Below are 15,210 nucleotides of genomic sequence, written 5' to 3'. Positions count from 1 at the left end.
AGAATATACTGTCATTATTTGTGAGTTCTATTGCCGTCCCCGCCCCCCCAGCCGGCACCAATTTTCCGAAAGAAATCAGTATAGACTGGCTCCTTGTCAATTGCTTCTAGGCAGAAAATGTCGAGGTCATGGATCCAGCCTAGGTGATTGATCTTTAGAAGGCGCTCGGCCCGGGAGCTGCGATCGAGCCAGCCACCCTTTCTGAATCCCTCCCAGAGAGCACTCACTCCAGGCGAAGCTACCCATTGGTTCTGAGCGTTCGACAGCACAAACAGTAGGCCACCCAGACCCCTGACGTTCTCGGCAACCTCCTGGAGTACAGGCTCCCATAATGTGGGAACGGTCGCAGCTTCGTGAATCCGATCGATCAACGTGTTCTCGGTACGGCCAATCATACGGTGAGGGCCCTTGATAAGACGGTGCGAACTCGGACTACAGCGGGTTCCTTGCGGCTCGCCTCCTATGATCGCCCGAACCTACTCCAGAATTGCATGCCCCAATCGGGTGATGAGAAGAACGCTTAATCGGTCGGAACGGCACCGTCGTTTGCCGAACCAAGGATGTTGATGCTTATCAGCGTCCGGTCGCCGAGTGCGGTACGGCGGCCGGCGTGTCCCTAAACCGCGAAATGGTGCGAGCCGGTTGGGCAATAGATTATGTCCGCTACAGCGGCGGTAGGTATTCGGTGGAACAACGCGATGCGCAGAGCGCTCAGCGCGGGCTTTGGGCGGGCTCTTTCGAAGCGCCGGCTCAGTGAAGGCAACAACTATCGAGGTAAGATGTTTAATGCCTTGTCGTAAAAGCTCCACTCGTGAGATTTAAATAATTCAATGATCGCGACAAAATGCCGATATGTAAACTCGACGTTGACATTGAGGTATGCGATAGATTAAAATATACTATAAGAAACCGCGTTATGTGGATGAGATTTTCTTATATCGTATAAATGCTCTTGATATGATATAATATACAATATAGCTGGTTAACATCATCCATGATTCTGGAAAGAAAATACCTAATATAAATAAAGCCCATAATAATCTAGACATTGATACGCCTATGTTTTAGACAGGGGCCTAATATGAGCAAAATGTACGGTTATTTTGAATAATATTAATCTCCCGATGCGGAGCACACCGCGGCCGGCCACCGAAAAAGTCACTGCCACGTTGATAGGATAGAGCTTCTGGTTGAAGGAGCGCCGACGGCCCCGACGAGCTTCCCGCTCGTTTGGCCTTTGGCCGAATTGTGCGGACAGGCTGTAACTGGAATTTGCCAATACATAGGCCGGAAAACTTTCCAGGAGCAACTTACATACCCAACATCACAATGTGGAGCTGCTCTGCAGAGCCGGAACCGGAAAGACTGATTCTTTGATGACCATTACCCGCGCCTCCATCCGCTCACGCGTCCATGCTCGATTGTTAAACGTCGCCGCTCTCATCCACCAAGATCGAGGCTAAGCCCGCGCCGGCCGCCAGGACCGCATGGGCGACTATCTCGGTCGCATGAACTTTATCATCCCCGACGGACCCAGCTATCTGCCCTCTGCTCAGTTCCGCGGTCGGCTACTGTTTCACCTCATCGGCTGCTCTGGGAGCAGCCATCGGTCATCGTCACCACCAATTTCGACCTCAGCGAATGGCTTCAGTTGTCGCTGGCGCTAAGATGGCAATTGCGCTGATTGATCGCCTCACCCAAGTGGGGGGGTGCACATGCGGAATCAACGGTGAGAATGATCTTCGTTGCTTGCGCCAACCGCACCCGGCCTACGGGAGCTGTCGGCAAGAGTTCGAGCAGTAACCGGAGCGTATATCATGTTGAGGACCGGCATGCGTTGTAAAGCCACGGGCTTTATGCTGACTATGGAAGTTTTACTGAGTGGTGCCGCCTTGGCTTTTCCTATCGGGACGTCGGGCTCGCTTCCAGTACGTCACATTGGCATGGGCGGTGCTAGCCTCGTGATCCGTGTGCAGGGGATGCCGGAATTGACGCCCGCCTGTGAAAAGCGCCGGAAGGCTCTAATCTCCCGTCAATCGGAGGTCGATGCAATCGCTTCGGGGAGCCCGAGCTGCGCCAATCTCAAGAAACTGGCGCAGATTCAAGAGGACGCGGGCCGGTTTTTTCAACAGTGCGTCCCGGATGACGCGGGCACTGCCGATGCCTACCTCTCTGCCGCGCGCCGAACGCGAGCTCAGATCAACGATGTCTATGCCGGAAGGTGCTGAGGCGGTGGCGAATATGCCGCTGAATACTTGCGTTTCTGAACCCGGTCGTAGAAAGCGAGCTGGTACGCCTTGCATGTGACCCGGCGCGGAAGGTGTCCCACGAGGATGCAATCGCTTCGGGGAGCCCGAGCTGCGCCAATCTCAAGAAACTGGCGCAGATTCAAGAGGACGCGGGCCGGTTTTTTCAACAGTGCGTCCCGGATGACGCGGGCACTGCCGATGCCTACCTCTCTGCCGCGCGCCGAACGCGAGCTCAGATCAACGATGTCTATGCCGGAAGGTGCTGAGGCGGTGGCGAATATGCTGCTGAATACTTGCGTTTCTGAACCCGGTCGTAGAAAGCGAGCTGGTACGCCTTGCATGTGACCCGGCGCGGAAGGTGTCCCACGAGGTGGTGTAGCTGGCGGCATTGGTCGCCGCTCTCTCCGGCAAAGGCCGGGCTGATCAGCGCGCCACGGCGGGCAGGCTGATGAGGGGATCATCGCTCAACTGGCCGACGCTTTCCAGCGTCATGTAGCGGGCGCGCTGGACTGCCCATTCGTCGTTCTGTTCCAGCAGCAGCGCGCCGACGAGGCGGACGATGGCGTCGTCGTTCGGGAAGATTCCGACGACGTCGGTGCGCCGCTTGATCTCGCCGTTGAGGCGCTCGATCGGATTGGCGCTGTGGAGCTTCGCCCGGTGCTCCTTCGGGAAGGTCATGTAGGCGAGCACGTCCGGCTCGGCGTCGTCGAGGATGGTGGCGAGCTTCGGGACCTTAGGTCGGATCTGGTCTGCGACGGCCCGCCACTGGGTGCTGGCGGCTCCCGGTGTCTCCTGCGCGAACGCGGTTGCGATGAAGGCGGAGACAACGCGGCGACCGCTCTTGCCGGCATGCGCCAGCACGTTCCGCATGAAGTGGACGCGGCAGCGTTGCCAGGTAGCTGAGAGAACCTTGGTGACGGCCGCCTTGAGGCCTTCATGGGCATCCGAGACGACCAGCTTCACGCCGCGCAGGCCACGGCGCGCCAGCTTGCGCAGAAACTCCGTCCAGATCGGCTCGGCCTCGGACGTGCCGATCTCCATGCCCAGCACCTCGCGGCGGCCGTCGCTGTTGACGCCGACCGCGATGATGACCGCGACCGAGACGATGCGCCCGCCACGACGGACCTTCAGGTAGGTCGCGTCGATCCAGAGATACGGCCAGTCGCCTTCGATCGGCCGTTCGAGGAAGGCCTTCACCTTGCCATCGATCTCCTCGCAGAGGCGGCTGACCTGGCTCTTCGAGATGCCGCTCATGCCCATCGCCTTGATCAGGTCATCGACCGAGCGCGTCGAGATGCCCTGGACATAGGCCTCTTGGATCACCGCCGTCAGCGCCGTCTCGGCCATGCGGCGCGGTTCCAGGAAGCCCGGGAAGTAGGAGCCCTTCCTGAGCTTGGGAATGCGCAGTTCGACAGTACCGGCCCGTGTCTCCCAGTCTCGGTCGCGATAGCCGTTGCGCTGGGCCGTCCTGAGCGGCGACTTCTCCCCATAGGCGGCGCCGGTGACCGCGCCGACCTCCATCTCCATCAGCTTCTCGGCGGCAAAGCCAATCATCTCGCGCAGCAGATCGGCATCAGGTGTCTTCTCGACAAGCGCGCGCAGGTTCATCATGTCGTCGGTCATCGGTGTTCCTTCCAAGCAGGAGTTGGTGTCGCAACCAGACCCTACCGGAAAGCGCCGATGACCACCGCGCTACCCAGCTACACCACGTCCAGGGACGGCACCACCAAGCGCCGGATGGCACTATGCCGAGAGGCATTTCGCTGGTCTGTGCTGGCGGATCTGAACCGGGTATTGAATGCGCCGGCGCCATACGCGTGGCGAGCGCATGCGCCGCCGGCTATCGCCGTGCGCTCCGCACGCTGACGAAGGATCACGGCCCTGAAAGATACCCGGCGTCCAACATAAGGCGACAAAGGTCATTGATGAAGTCGGTGTTGCCCTCCAGCTTGGCGCTTGCATCGACCGCTTTTTGCCCTACGGGACAGCCAGTGTCCGTAGGATCGCGCTGACGAACACGCCGCCAAGCCTGCTCGCCCTGACCAATCCGTACCCGGGTGGCGATCCAGGCGGCGAGGAACCCGTGCGATTGCCATAGTTCCGGCTGGACGCTAGCGAGGTAGTCAAGTGCCCACGTCTCCTGTATGAGACGGGGGCGAGTGGCCGTTTCCAGTGTCACATCTCGGACCACACCGCCTTCCAGCCTCTCGACGAGGATAGGTCGGAACGACTCTGCATAAGAGCCAAATCTATATAGGAAGCGGTCGTCGCGGCGGATGATCTCTGCCGATCCGTCGCGATCGAGATCTTCCAATTCAATCCCTTCCCCGTCCCAGACCCCAAGATCTGCGAACGCCCAACCGCCGGGACCTTGCGTGAGCGCCCACGTCCAGGTGCAGCAATGCGCCCCTCCGGTATAGGCCTCGAACAGGATCTCGGGGTAGCGGTTCCCGCCGTCCAGCTCCACCAGGCGGACACGGACAGGTTGCGGCGAGACACTATCGAGACGCTGCTCGCGGGCAAAACGTTCGCCCTCCGCTGGTCGCCCCGCGAGATGGATGGTCCAGCCATTGTCATGCGAGAACCGGCGAACATCCACCGTCAACGCCTTCGTCGCAAGCCTCGCAGTCCTATCGGAATCGACAAGGACCGATGCGGCCGTTGGATCGACAAGCCGCCATACCGTCTCCAAATAGGAGTCGCCACGCGAGGTCTGAGCGCTGGCGGGCAAGGGTGGCCACCCGATCTCCGCATTGATCTCCCGCACCACTCCCGGACGTGGTTCGAGGGCAACCGCAAAGTCTCCACTCCGGATACGGACCACACGCGCATCCCCGCGGAAGAGACGGGCCATGCCAATCGCTAAATCGAGATCTGGCGTTGTCGCGAGGGTGAGCCAGCTTTGCCCGTCGGGCGGGGCAAAAGACTCGGCATGAAGCTCAACAGATCCGAGCAGTACCGCGCAGGTACAGACAAGCGCATCTATGAACCCGAAGCGCTGTCCCGACATGTTTGCGTCGTTCATACCTTTGCCCGAGTGTCCGTCTAGGTTGAACCGTCGCCCTGGATCCGGAACAGTCCCTGCGCGCCAAGGTATTCAGTTGCCCGCTGACGGCTGGCATCTGCGGCGCTTAAAGGCCGGCCGGCGTCGACAACGGTGACGGCTCGCAGGGTTCGCTCAAGCGCTGCCTGAACGTCCGCCGGTAACCCCTGCTGGCACGGCACAAGGTCGGGGGACCGCATGCACAGACGTGCATGGGCGAGGATGGCAGCATAATTCTCGATCGCGTAGTAGGGCCTGTCATCAGCGTTATCCGCCACGGATGACAGGACCTCGTAGCGATTCAGCGCGAGAACGAGGTCGGCCCACGCGCGAAGAAGTTCGCCGTTCCCCCGCTCGGGCCCGACCAGCGCGGTGTTCACTGCGTCAAAAGCAACCCAGAGCGGCGGATGGCTCCCGAGTCCGGGGAAGCTCTGGAATGTAACGGCTTTGCACAAAGCCGATGTGGCGAGCTCCCCTTCGCAGAAGATCCTGTGCGAGTTGTAGCGTTCGGCTTCCAGGAAATAAGCAGCTTGGTATCTCGCCGCTTTCTCGCTTTTGATCGCAGCAATGTCCGCAGCCATTTTCTGAACGTCCAGCATGATGACGATAAGACAGACAGCAATCAGGCAGAACCCGGCGAGCAGCACGAAAAGGCGCGCCTTCGGCATGGCGCGCCTTTCGGCTTTCGAGACTCCGGACGAGGCGAGCTCTGTCATACCTGTGGCCTTCCTGCTCGTGGCGCTCTCGATGACCGGCAGCATCGCTTCTGCTCATTGAGATCTTCCGTTGCGCCGGGCCCTGTACCGGGCCGGAGGAAACCTGCCGCCACGTCTCCCAATTCGCGTTAATTCTCTCGATCGCCTGCGCGTGTGTCCTCACCCAATTGGGGGAGGCGCGTCAGCATCAATCGCGGACAATCGGCGCTGTCTTCGAAGCCACAGATGTTGGCCGTCGAGGATGGGCGTGGGCGCTTGGCGCGGCGGGCGACGTGGACCCATGCCGGCGCGGAATCCGTAAGGGGATAAGCGTGAAGAATGGTCCTGGATATTTTATCGGCAGTCAGGATCTCGCCGGCGTTCACCTGATAACCATATACGGAACGAACCTCGTTGACATATTTCCTGAGCTCTACGCGCTCATTCAGCAGCGATGTGGCCCGGATGTCGCCGCGCTCTTCGCCGAGCCACGTCTTTCGCGCGGCAATGGTGCGGCCGCATCGCGCATTGACTGGTACGGCCCGTTCGAGGGCAGCGCTAAGCCGGTCGACGACCTCGACTCTTCATCGGCTAGAAGTGTCATTCGCCTTTTCGAACAGCGGATCGCGGGGCTACGGGCGCTGACGGAGGATGAAGGCGGCGACCCTCGCATCGCCGCCATGCTCAATATTCTATCGCAGCACTCGCTGGTCAGCATCAGCGGCCAGCCGGTCCTCAGGGACTGGGGCATGGTCCCTGAAACGGTAGGCGATAATGCCGCGGCTCAGGCAGATCACTTCGCCGCAGTGCTGGGGTGCCGCGTTCCCGATCTGCGCCCTCCAGTCGGCAGCCTCATGGCGTGGGAAGGGCGCGTCAGCGCGGCATCCGCCGAGAGCCCGACCTCGAAAGCGCGCCACGTCAGCGGGGGCAGCGGCGGCGCGCCTCCAGGGCCGGGGGGCGCGGGTGGCCTTTCCTCCCCCGGCTGGCCTGTACGAGGGGACCGTTTCCGGTGCCTGCTCGGCACCTCTCTGTGCCTCGGTGTCCTGCTGCTCGTCACATTCTTGCCCGGCCTGCTGGCGTTTCCGTGGCAAGCCTTGGGTGGCCCCGAACATGAACGCGCGCTGGCCGTGGCCCGTGGGGCGCTGGACGGTGCGCGCGAGCGCCTCGCGATGCTCGACCGCCAGCTCGCGCTCGACTGCCCGGCATTGATGGAGGCGCGTATGGGGGGCGTCGTCCCTCCGGCCTCGGCCGCCCAGGTGACTGTTTCAGGCCCGTCTCATGACCCCGCCTCCTCCTCCACCGAAGCGCCTCCGGGCACGACCGATCTCGTCGAGCGGGCCGACAGTGGCGTTGTCCTGGTGGTGTCCGACGACGGAGGAACAGGCACAGGGTTCTTCATCACGCCCGAACTTCTCGTGACCAATCAACACGTCACTTCCGGCGCGCGGACAGTGAAGGTTGTGAGCAAGGCGATCGGTATCGTCGAAGCGGAGGTTATCCGGGAGGGCAGTGGCAATTACCAGGATTTCGCGCTCCTCAAGGTTGCGAGACAGGCTAAGGCTCGCCCCTTCGCTGTGACGACGACGGCGAAGCGATTGCAAAACGCAGTTGCCGTGGGTTTCCCCGGGCTAGTCATGGGAACCGACGTGATGTTCCAGAAGCTAATGGAAGGCGATGTCCTGGCTGCAGGCCAGTTGACGGCGAACTTCACCCAAGGTGCCATCAATCACCTTCAGACCCAGCAGAGCCCGCCCGTCACGCTCGTCGTGCACGGAGCCGATATCTCGCCGGGCAACAGCGGCGGCCCCTTGCTGGACCTCTGCGGAAGGGTGATCGGCGTCAATACTTTCGGTCTTTCGTCCAGGGACATGCCAGTTGTTGCGCGCTACGCGCTTGGTGTCGATGGCCTGGTCGACTTTCTTGGGGAAGGACAGGGCGACGTACCCCTCTCGCTGGAGACTGGGGAATGCCATCCCAGCATTGCCGAATCCAACCCCGGACAGATCGTCAGCTCCCCCACCCCGCCGTCGCAACAGCAGAACTAGCAGGACGCCATGGCGGAGATGATCAAAATCACCGAAACGGCGCGCCGAGGGCTGGAGCCGGTCAACCCAAAGCTCTTCGGGCAGTACGACCAGCTTGCCTCGCTGTTGGCGCGCCAGCTCGGGCCGGAACATGCGTTTCTTTTCGCAGAACCTGTGGCCCTCGGCGGCAGTGCCACCGAAGACGCCGACACCGCCTGGTACGTCAAGGGACGCGGCCACCCCATCCGCCTCTCCGATCTTCCGGAAGAGGAATCGACTGCGGTCGACGCTAGGCTTCGCAGTTTGCACAGCGACATCATAAACCTCGCCGAACAGATGGAAAAGGAAGGGCTCGCCTCACAGGAGCTTGCCCGCTTCCTGCGCGACGCCCTGACAGTGCCGGACGTCTCGCGCATTTGGAGCCTTGAGGGCAAGCCGGTCCTTGTCGACTGGGGCTACCGGATCCCATCCGGCATAACCGTCTCCGCCGCGAACGCCGCCGGTTGGCTAACTGCTCGCAAGGCGGTGCCTCTTGCAGTCTCTCCCGCCGTGCCGCCTGCTGCGTCCGCGGATGCACCGGCGCCGGCGGACAAACCGGAGGCGGCCGACGACGGCGCCTCGACACCACCTCCGCCTCCGCCCGCGGCCTCCGCGCCGTCCTCGGGCTGGCGTCGACATCTGCCCGCAGTCCTTTCTGCGCTTGCTCTGGCGTTCATCGGGCTGGCCCTGGCGGCACGCCTCCTTCTAGCGTGTGACCTCGGTCCTCTATGGCCAGAAACCTTCCGGACGCTGTTCCCTGACACCTGCCCCGGTGCCGCCGCCAGCCCCGAGATTCAGACTCTCGGGGACGCGCAGCGTTTGGTCGAGGCAACGATCCGCGAGCGCGAGCGCTCACTTGCGGAGAAGATTGGAAGCTGCGCCGCCGCTTGTGCTCCACAGCCACCAGCCTCCGACATCGAACGTCGGGTCGAGCACATGGAGCGCGGAGTTCTCGAGGTGACGCTATCCTGGGATGGCCCAGCCGATCTCGACCTTTCGATTTTCTGTCCGGATGGAACGAGGCTCGATTACAATTCGCCAAAAGGAAGTGACGGCATCCCTACTGCTTGCGGTGGCCGGCTTGTGAGTCGTGACTTAAACGACGGCAACATTGAAACGATGAGTCCCGTAGAGCACATCATATTCAGAAGTTTGCCAGTCAATGGAGTTTACATAATTTATACAACTATGTTTCATTCCCGTAGAGAAGAAAATAAGACGATACCATTTATAATTATTATTAGATATGATGGAAAAGTATATAAGAAAATATCAAATAATATTACGAATATTGATGGTATAATATATAGTTTCGCGTTGGACGTGCCGTTGGATGGCCGCCAATGAGCGTAAATTGTCGGTGGCATGAAGAGCGTCGCGCGTACCGCTTCAGCACGACCGGGAGCCGATAGGCATGTATGTCGAGACAGTCGATTTCGGCCCGACGATCCGTCTGGTTCCCCACAGCGGAATCCAGTTCGTAGAGTATGCGTTCAACATCGATGCTCTCAGCTTCCGTCCCCGGAGTTTCATCGAGCGCCCGACCGGACGGGGCGAGGACGAATATGATCTGGTTACGGCCTGGAGCGAGGGCAATGCGGCCTCGTTCTCCGACGTTTCGGATCGCCTGGGCGACCGCAAATATGCCATCGACATACGGATGGCGCTCGAGATTTTTCTCGAAAAATGGGTGCCGGTCCCTGTCCTGCGGGTCAAGTCGCGTGCCGGTGGTGTCGAGGCGCTCGACCACGGGCCGACCAACTGGGCGCGGGTTCGCGTCGTAGAGGCGCCGGAGCGTGCGGCGGAAAGTGATGTCAGTCATCGTGTAATCTTCGCCTTCGACACTGAGCTGCTGGAGCGGCACCCAAACGCCCCATACACAGCCCCCAGCGTGGAGGACGCAGCCAACGACCACGAATTCCAGTTCGCTCACGCCTTCGCAGACATAGCCTGGTTCCTCGGCGCGCCCATCCCGGGGGAGATGGGCGCAGTACTTGCAGGAACGCAGGACTGGGTCCCGGCCTGGCTTCTGGAGATGTTCCATGAGTTCAAGCAGGCGGCCAACCCGGACCGTCCCTTGCGCGAAAGCGACTTTCGATTCGCGCTGGAACACTATGCCCGCTACCTGACCTTCCTCGACCTTCTCGCTCGCGCAGTCCGGCCTCGCACCATCCGCCTCGTCGACACGGTGTCGGCCAATCCCGTCACCAAACCGGTTTGGGTCGACCTCGTTCTCGATATCGGCAACAGTCGGACCTGCGGGATCCTCATCGAATCCCATCCCAATGAGGACGCAGTCGATCTCAATAACTCGCTGATCCTGGCGCTGCGGGACCTGTCGCTTCCCGAAAGGAGCTATACTGAGCCGTTCGAGAGCCATATCGAGTTTTCGGAAGCCCGGTTCGGGCGACGCCACCTCTCGGTCCGTTCCTCACGCTCGCGGGCCTTCTTCTGGCCGAGCCCCGTTCGGGTTGGCCCCGAGGCGGCGCGCTTCCGGCAGGGTGCTCAGGGCAATGAGGCGAGTACAGGTCTTTCCAGCCCGAAGCGCTATCTGTGCGACACCCGGGCCGTCAATCAGGAGTGGCGCTTTCCGCAGCAGGACTACGCGGCCGACGGGACCAGCCCGCTCATCGACCGGGCCCTGCGCCAGTTTGTAAATCTAAAGGGCGACGTCATCGAGCAGCTGGAACTCGACGGGCGCCGCTACGGCTTTCCCATCAGCCCCGATGACCGGCTTGGCGCTACCCGCCTGTCCTTCTCCCGCTCATCGCTCTTCACCTTCATGGTGGCGGAAGTCATCTGCCACGCCCTGAGCATGATCAATAACCCCGCGGTCCGCGAAAGGCGGCGGACTAAGGACGCACCACGCCGCTTGCGCCGCATCATCACCACCCTCCCTCCCGCCATATCGGTCCAGGAACAGCGCCTGCTGCGCTCGCGCGCGGAGGGCGCGCTCAAGCTCCTCTGGAAGCTGATGGGATGGTGGGACGACCCGCCTCCTGGCCTCGTCCTGCCCGAGGTGCATGTTAACTGGGACGAGGCGAGCTGTGTGCAGTTCGTTTACCTCTACGGCGAGATCACCCAGAAACTGGGGGGCTCGACCGATTCCTTCATGAAGCTGCTCGGAAAGAATCGACCTTTCGCCGACACTGACAAGAAGCCTGCGCCTGGAGCGGTGCCCGAGCCTTCCGTTCGCATCGCTTCCATCGACATTGGCGGCGGCACCAGCGACCTCATGATCACAACCTACTATGCCGAAGGACGTGCGATTAAGCCGACCCAGAACTTCCGCGAGGGGTTCCGCACTGCCGGCGACGATATCCTCAAGGGGGTAGTGGAGCGGCTGATCCTCCCCGTGATCGAGGAGCATCTGCGCGAATGCGGGCATCCCGATGCTCGGGGATTCCTGCTCGAACGCTTCGGCGGCGACCGGGCGAACATGGCCGAGCAGGAGAAACACCTGCGCCGCCAGTTCGTGTTGCGCGTGCTGGAGCCGATCTCACTGCAAATGCTGGGAGTTTCAGAGCGTGGGCAGGAGAATGTAGGCCCTCCCGAGCCGATACCCTTCGCAGATTTTTTCGGCGCAGCGGGCAAGCTGAATCATGCGCACACGCTGCCCTCCCGCCGCATTATCGAGTTTCTCGACGCCCCCGCGCATGCGCAGGGGGCGAGCCGGTTCGCCCTCGCTGACTGTGTCTTCGAATACGATGCGGGCGTGATCGCCTATGTCGTGCAATCGGTTCTCGACCATGTGGTCGACAACATGTGCGAAGCGGTTAACGAGTTCGACTGCGATGTGCTGATTCTCTCGGGACGACCCACGCGTCTTCCCGAGGTCGTAGATCTCGTCATCAACAAACTGGCGATCCGACCCGAACGGGTCATTCCGTTGCATCTCTACCAAGCGGGGAACTGGTTCCCCTTCCGTAGCCGCGACAATCGCCGAATTGGCGATCCCAAGACGACCACGGCGGTCGGCGGGATGCTCTGCGCCTTGGCAGAGAGCCAGGTGACGAATTTCACTTTCTTCACCAACCGGCTCGGCCTGCGCTCTACGGCCAAGTATATCGGTGAGATGGAGAGCGATGGTCGGTTGCTTAATTCCAAGCTTCTGTTCCGGAATCTCGATCTCGATCAGAAGATCCATAAGGGCGCCGAACAGCGGGCAAGCATTCTCTATTATGCACCCATGCGGCTCGGTTACCGCCAACTGCCACTTGAGCGATGGATCGCTAGCCCTCTCTACCGCTTGCGCCTGAAAGCCGGTCTCGATGTGGCTCAGTTGGCCCGCCCGCTCGAGGTTGTCATCGAGCGCAGCGACGACACCGCTTTCGATGATGAAGCGCCAGAATCTTTGCTACGCAATGAATCAATGAAGGAGGAATTCTACGTTTCTACAGCCTTCGACGCGAAGGGAATAGATGTAACACGCAAGATGGAACTTGTTTTGAATACGCTCGAGGGCGACCAGGGATACTGGTTGGACACAGGTATTTTATCCATTGGCTGAGATGCTTATGATGACATATGCACCCGACGGGCTGGTCAATCGGTGTCGCGACGTAAGCCGCGCCGCGCGCGATGGTGAGCTTTGGGCGGCCTCGGAGAGCAATGCGGATTCCGTTGGGCGCGAACGCGACAGCCTGACCCGTGCACTGCGACGGAACGCGCTGCGTCTCGACAAGCTCGCCCACGCGGCCTTACGTCCACCGTGCGTGGGCGTGTTCGGCCCCAGCCAGGCTGGCAAGTCCTATTTGGTCGAGGTGCTCGCCCGCCCGGCAGGCGGAGCGCTCAAGGCCCGATTCGACGGGGTCGGCGCGGTGGATTTCCTTTCCGAGATCAACCCGATAGGCGAGAAGGAATCGACCGGTCTGGTCACGCGTTTTACGGTCCGGCCGCAGGCATCGGCCGCGCCGTCGGGGCATCCGGTGCGCCTGCGACTGCTGGCTGAGATGGACGTTGTGAAGATCCTGGTCAATACCTACTTCTTCGATGGCGACCAGACCAAGGAGCTGGCGCCGGCCGTCGAAAAACTCTTGGAATCCTTCACCAACCTCGCTCGCACGCCCCCGACGCCGAACGGTCTTGGCGAAGACGATGTGCTCGATCTGGAGGAGTACTGCCAGAAGCAGTTCGCAGGAGCGCGGCTGCTCGAGGCCCTGAACACCTTCTGGCCGGAAGCTCAGAGGCTCGTGCCCCGGCTCGACACCGCCGGGCGCGCCGAACTGTTCAGTCATCTTTGGGGCCGGCACCAACCATTTACCGAGATTTATCGCGCGCTGGCGGACTCGATTGTCGCGCTCGGGCGGCCGGATGAGGCCTTTGTCCCTATCACCGCCCTGATCCCCCGCGAAGGGTCGATACTCGACGTAGCGACCCTGGCTGGGCTCTCGCAGGCGAGCGGCGACACTCTCACTGTTAGGACCGCATCCGGCGTCTCGCTCACCTTGCCGCGACCGCGCGTCGCGGCGCTTACGGCCGAGCTGCACATCCAGATGAGCGAGCAGCCACGGACCTTCTTTGATACCACTGACCTGCTTGATTTTCCGGGCGCGCGCTCCCGGCAGAAGGTTCATCTCGAACCCTTCTTCCAGGAACGGCCGGATGCACTGAAGGAATTGTTCCTGCGCGGCAAGATCGCTTACTTGTTCGACCGCTACGTCGCGGAGCAGGAGCTGACGGCCATGCTGCTCTGCATACGGCCCGGCCCAATGGAGGTGGCGACGCTTCCGGACCTTGTCAACGATTGGATTGCGAAGAGCCACGGGCGGTCACCAGAGATGCGGCGCGGGATGCCGACGCTGCTCTTTCTCGTGCTAACCTGGTTTGATTCTCACTTTGTCGACAAGGCTGGCGATGCCGGCCACGAACCGGGCCTGCGGTTTCGCAACCGGATTGAAGCCTCGCTGCTGAGCTTCTTTGGAAAGGCGCACAACTGGCCGCACCGTTGGACGCCCGAGGCGACGTTCCGCAACACGTTCTGGTTCCGCAACCCAAACTACCCGGCCGAATCCATCATCTGCTATCAGGATCGGCGCGAGATCGCGATACTGGAAGAGAAGCGGGACCGAATCCGGGCGCTGCGCGAGGGCTTCGTGGGACTGCCAGAGGCAACCGCGCATTTTGCCGAACCGGCGCGGGCATTCGACGAGGCGCTACGGCTGAACGATGGTGGCATCAGCTACATCGCCGAGAATCTCGAAAAAGTCTGCGGCCCCGATCTCAAATCGTCCCAGATCGCCGCCCGCCTCGACGAGGTGGCGGCGGAACTTTACGGGCTGCTGAAGCGGTTCTACCAGAACACAGATATCGGCGCGGTGCTGATAGAGCGGTGCAAGGCGACGGACCGGCTGTTCGACTGCCTGGACGAGGCAATGATCCTTAATAGGTTCGGCACGGTACTGTGCAGCCTGCATATCGATCCGATCGAGCTGACGGACTACCTCCACGGCGCGCATCAGGCGGCCGTCCGGGCGCCCGATGCGCGCCGTGAATCCCGAGATGCCGAAGCGGTTGGCACCGCATCGCGCGCGCTTAACCGCCTGACGCGCCCCGGTACGCCGCCGCGTACCGAGGCGCTGACGCAGGAGCCGCGGATCGAGAACGACCGGGAACATCGGCTCGCCGATGCCGCAGTCACCCGCTGGATGGACCAACTGCGTCGTCTCCCTGACAATGATGCGTTGCTTCAGCGCACAGGTCTTAATGCAGAAGCGATGAAGACGTTGGTTGACGAGATTTTGACGCTTACTAGGCGCTGCCACCTGCACAGCAAGATTGCCGGGGATCTGCGCAACCTGCTTGCCTATGAGAAGATCGAACAGTCGACCGCAAAGGCTGCCCTGATCGCCTCGCTTCACATCAATGATCTGGTCGGCGATTTTGGTTTCTCGCAACAGCCGGAGATCGAGCGGCCGGTCGTCATCACAGAGGAGGGCGAGCGACGTGCCTTCGCCACCCGGGTGCCAAGCTTCGACGCATCCGCCTTCCCTACCTCGCCCCGCAAATTCACAGAAACCTATGCCGTGGACTGGCTGCACGGTTTTTACAGGATCATGGAGGACAACGCGAAGAGCGTGATGGGAATCCGGATCGACCTTGAGCAAAACACCCGCCTCAAGGGGCTGCTCGACACGTTCGCCCCGCCTGAGAGTTGATGC

The 15,210-nt window shown here is 61.2% G+C and carries 9 protein-coding genes; 6 read left to right on the top strand and 3 right to left on the bottom strand.

The genetic code is table 11. The annotated features are described in order from the left end of the window. The first annotated feature begins 523 nt into the window (after positions 1 to 523). Together AC1PZ7_RS07425 and AC1PZ7_RS07420 are read left to right on the top strand one after the other, a co-directional pair. A complete protein-coding gene (locus AC1PZ7_RS07425) occupies positions 524 to 757 on the top strand; it encodes a thermonuclease family protein (RefSeq protein ID WP_482359593.1) in 234 nt (77 codons plus the stop codon). 1,060 nt (positions 758 to 1,817) lie between these two features. After that, positions 1,818 to 2,228, top strand: a complete 411-nt coding sequence (locus tag AC1PZ7_RS07420; protein ID WP_482358842.1) for a hypothetical protein — start codon at positions 1,818 to 1,820, stop codon at positions 2,226 to 2,228. A gap of 444 nt (positions 2,229 to 2,672) precedes the next feature. Here the strand turns inward: AC1PZ7_RS07420 and AC1PZ7_RS07415 are convergent, their stop codons facing one another. From AC1PZ7_RS07415 to AC1PZ7_RS07405, 3 genes are all read right to left on the bottom strand, one after another. Continuing rightward, the gene (locus AC1PZ7_RS07415; protein WP_482358841.1) at positions 2,673 to 3,872 is read right to left on the bottom strand and encodes an IS256 family transposase; all 1,200 of its coding nucleotides are present in this window, start codon (positions 3,870 to 3,872) and stop codon (positions 2,673 to 2,675) included. A 250-nt stretch (positions 3,873 to 4,122) separates the two neighbouring features. Beyond that, on the bottom strand, positions 4,123 to 5,274 hold the full coding sequence (locus tag AC1PZ7_RS07410) for a hypothetical protein (protein WP_482358840.1): 1,152 nt from the start codon (positions 5,272 to 5,274) through the stop codon (positions 4,123 to 4,125). Positions 5,275 to 5,294: 20 nt separating this feature from the next. Further along, positions 5,295 to 6,053 carry a hypothetical protein gene (locus AC1PZ7_RS07405; protein WP_482358839.1) on the bottom strand — a complete coding sequence of 253 codons (759 nt, stop codon included), beginning with the start codon at positions 6,051 to 6,053 and terminating at the stop codon, positions 5,295 to 5,297. 266 nt (positions 6,054 to 6,319) lie between these two features. Here AC1PZ7_RS07405 and AC1PZ7_RS07400 point away from each other — a divergent pair, with 266 nt between their 5' ends. The 4 genes from AC1PZ7_RS07400 (at position 6,320) to AC1PZ7_RS07385 (ending at position 15,207) form a co-directional block, all read left to right on the top strand. Continuing rightward, entirely contained in the window at positions 6,320 to 8,032 is a 1,713-nt protein-coding gene (locus tag AC1PZ7_RS07400; RefSeq protein ID WP_482358838.1) for a trypsin-like peptidase domain-containing protein, read from the top strand. A 9-nt stretch (positions 8,033 to 8,041) separates the two neighbouring features. Beyond that, positions 8,042 to 9,397 carry a hypothetical protein gene (locus AC1PZ7_RS07395; RefSeq protein WP_482358837.1) on the top strand — a complete coding sequence of 452 codons (1,356 nt, stop codon included), beginning with the start codon at positions 8,042 to 8,044 and terminating at the stop codon, positions 9,395 to 9,397. 67 nt (positions 9,398 to 9,464) lie between these two features. Next, entirely contained in the window at positions 9,465 to 12,560 is a 3,096-nt protein-coding gene (locus AC1PZ7_RS07390) for a virulence factor SrfB (protein ID WP_482358836.1), read from the top strand. Positions 12,561 to 12,567: 7 nt separating this feature from the next. Continuing rightward, positions 12,568 to 15,207 carry a virulence factor SrfC family protein gene (locus AC1PZ7_RS07385; RefSeq protein WP_482358835.1) on the top strand — a complete coding sequence of 880 codons (2,640 nt, stop codon included), beginning with the start codon at positions 12,568 to 12,570 and terminating at the stop codon, positions 15,205 to 15,207. The last annotated feature ends 3 nt before the right edge of the window (positions 15,208 to 15,210 follow it).

Source organism: Ancylobacter sp. TW_SC_1 (assembly GCF_056836805.1).
Note: the sequence above shows the minus strand (reverse complement) of the source record. Positions and strands in the feature narration are given on the sequence as shown.

Coding starts and splice junctions, on each gene's coding strand:
- AC1PZ7_RS07395 (WP_482358837.1), top strand. CDS start 8,042: ATGGCGGAGATGATCAAAATCACCGAAACGGCGCGCCGAGGGCTGGAG.
- AC1PZ7_RS07420 (WP_482358842.1), top strand. CDS start 1,818: ATGTTGAGGACCGGCATGCGTTGTAAAGCCACGGGCTTTATGCTGACT.
- AC1PZ7_RS07405 (WP_482358839.1), bottom strand. CDS start 6,053: ATGCTGCCGGTCATCGAGAGCGCCACGAGCAGGAAGGCCACAGGTATG.
- AC1PZ7_RS07415 (WP_482358841.1), bottom strand. CDS start 3,872: ATGACCGACGACATGATGAACCTGCGCGCGCTTGTCGAGAAGACACCT.
- AC1PZ7_RS07390 (WP_482358836.1), top strand. CDS start 9,465: ATGTATGTCGAGACAGTCGATTTCGGCCCGACGATCCGTCTGGTTCCC.
- AC1PZ7_RS07410 (WP_482358840.1), bottom strand. CDS start 5,274: ATGAACGACGCAAACATGTCGGGACAGCGCTTCGGGTTCATAGATGCG.
- AC1PZ7_RS07385 (WP_482358835.1), top strand. CDS start 12,568: ATGATGACATATGCACCCGACGGGCTGGTCAATCGGTGTCGCGACGTA.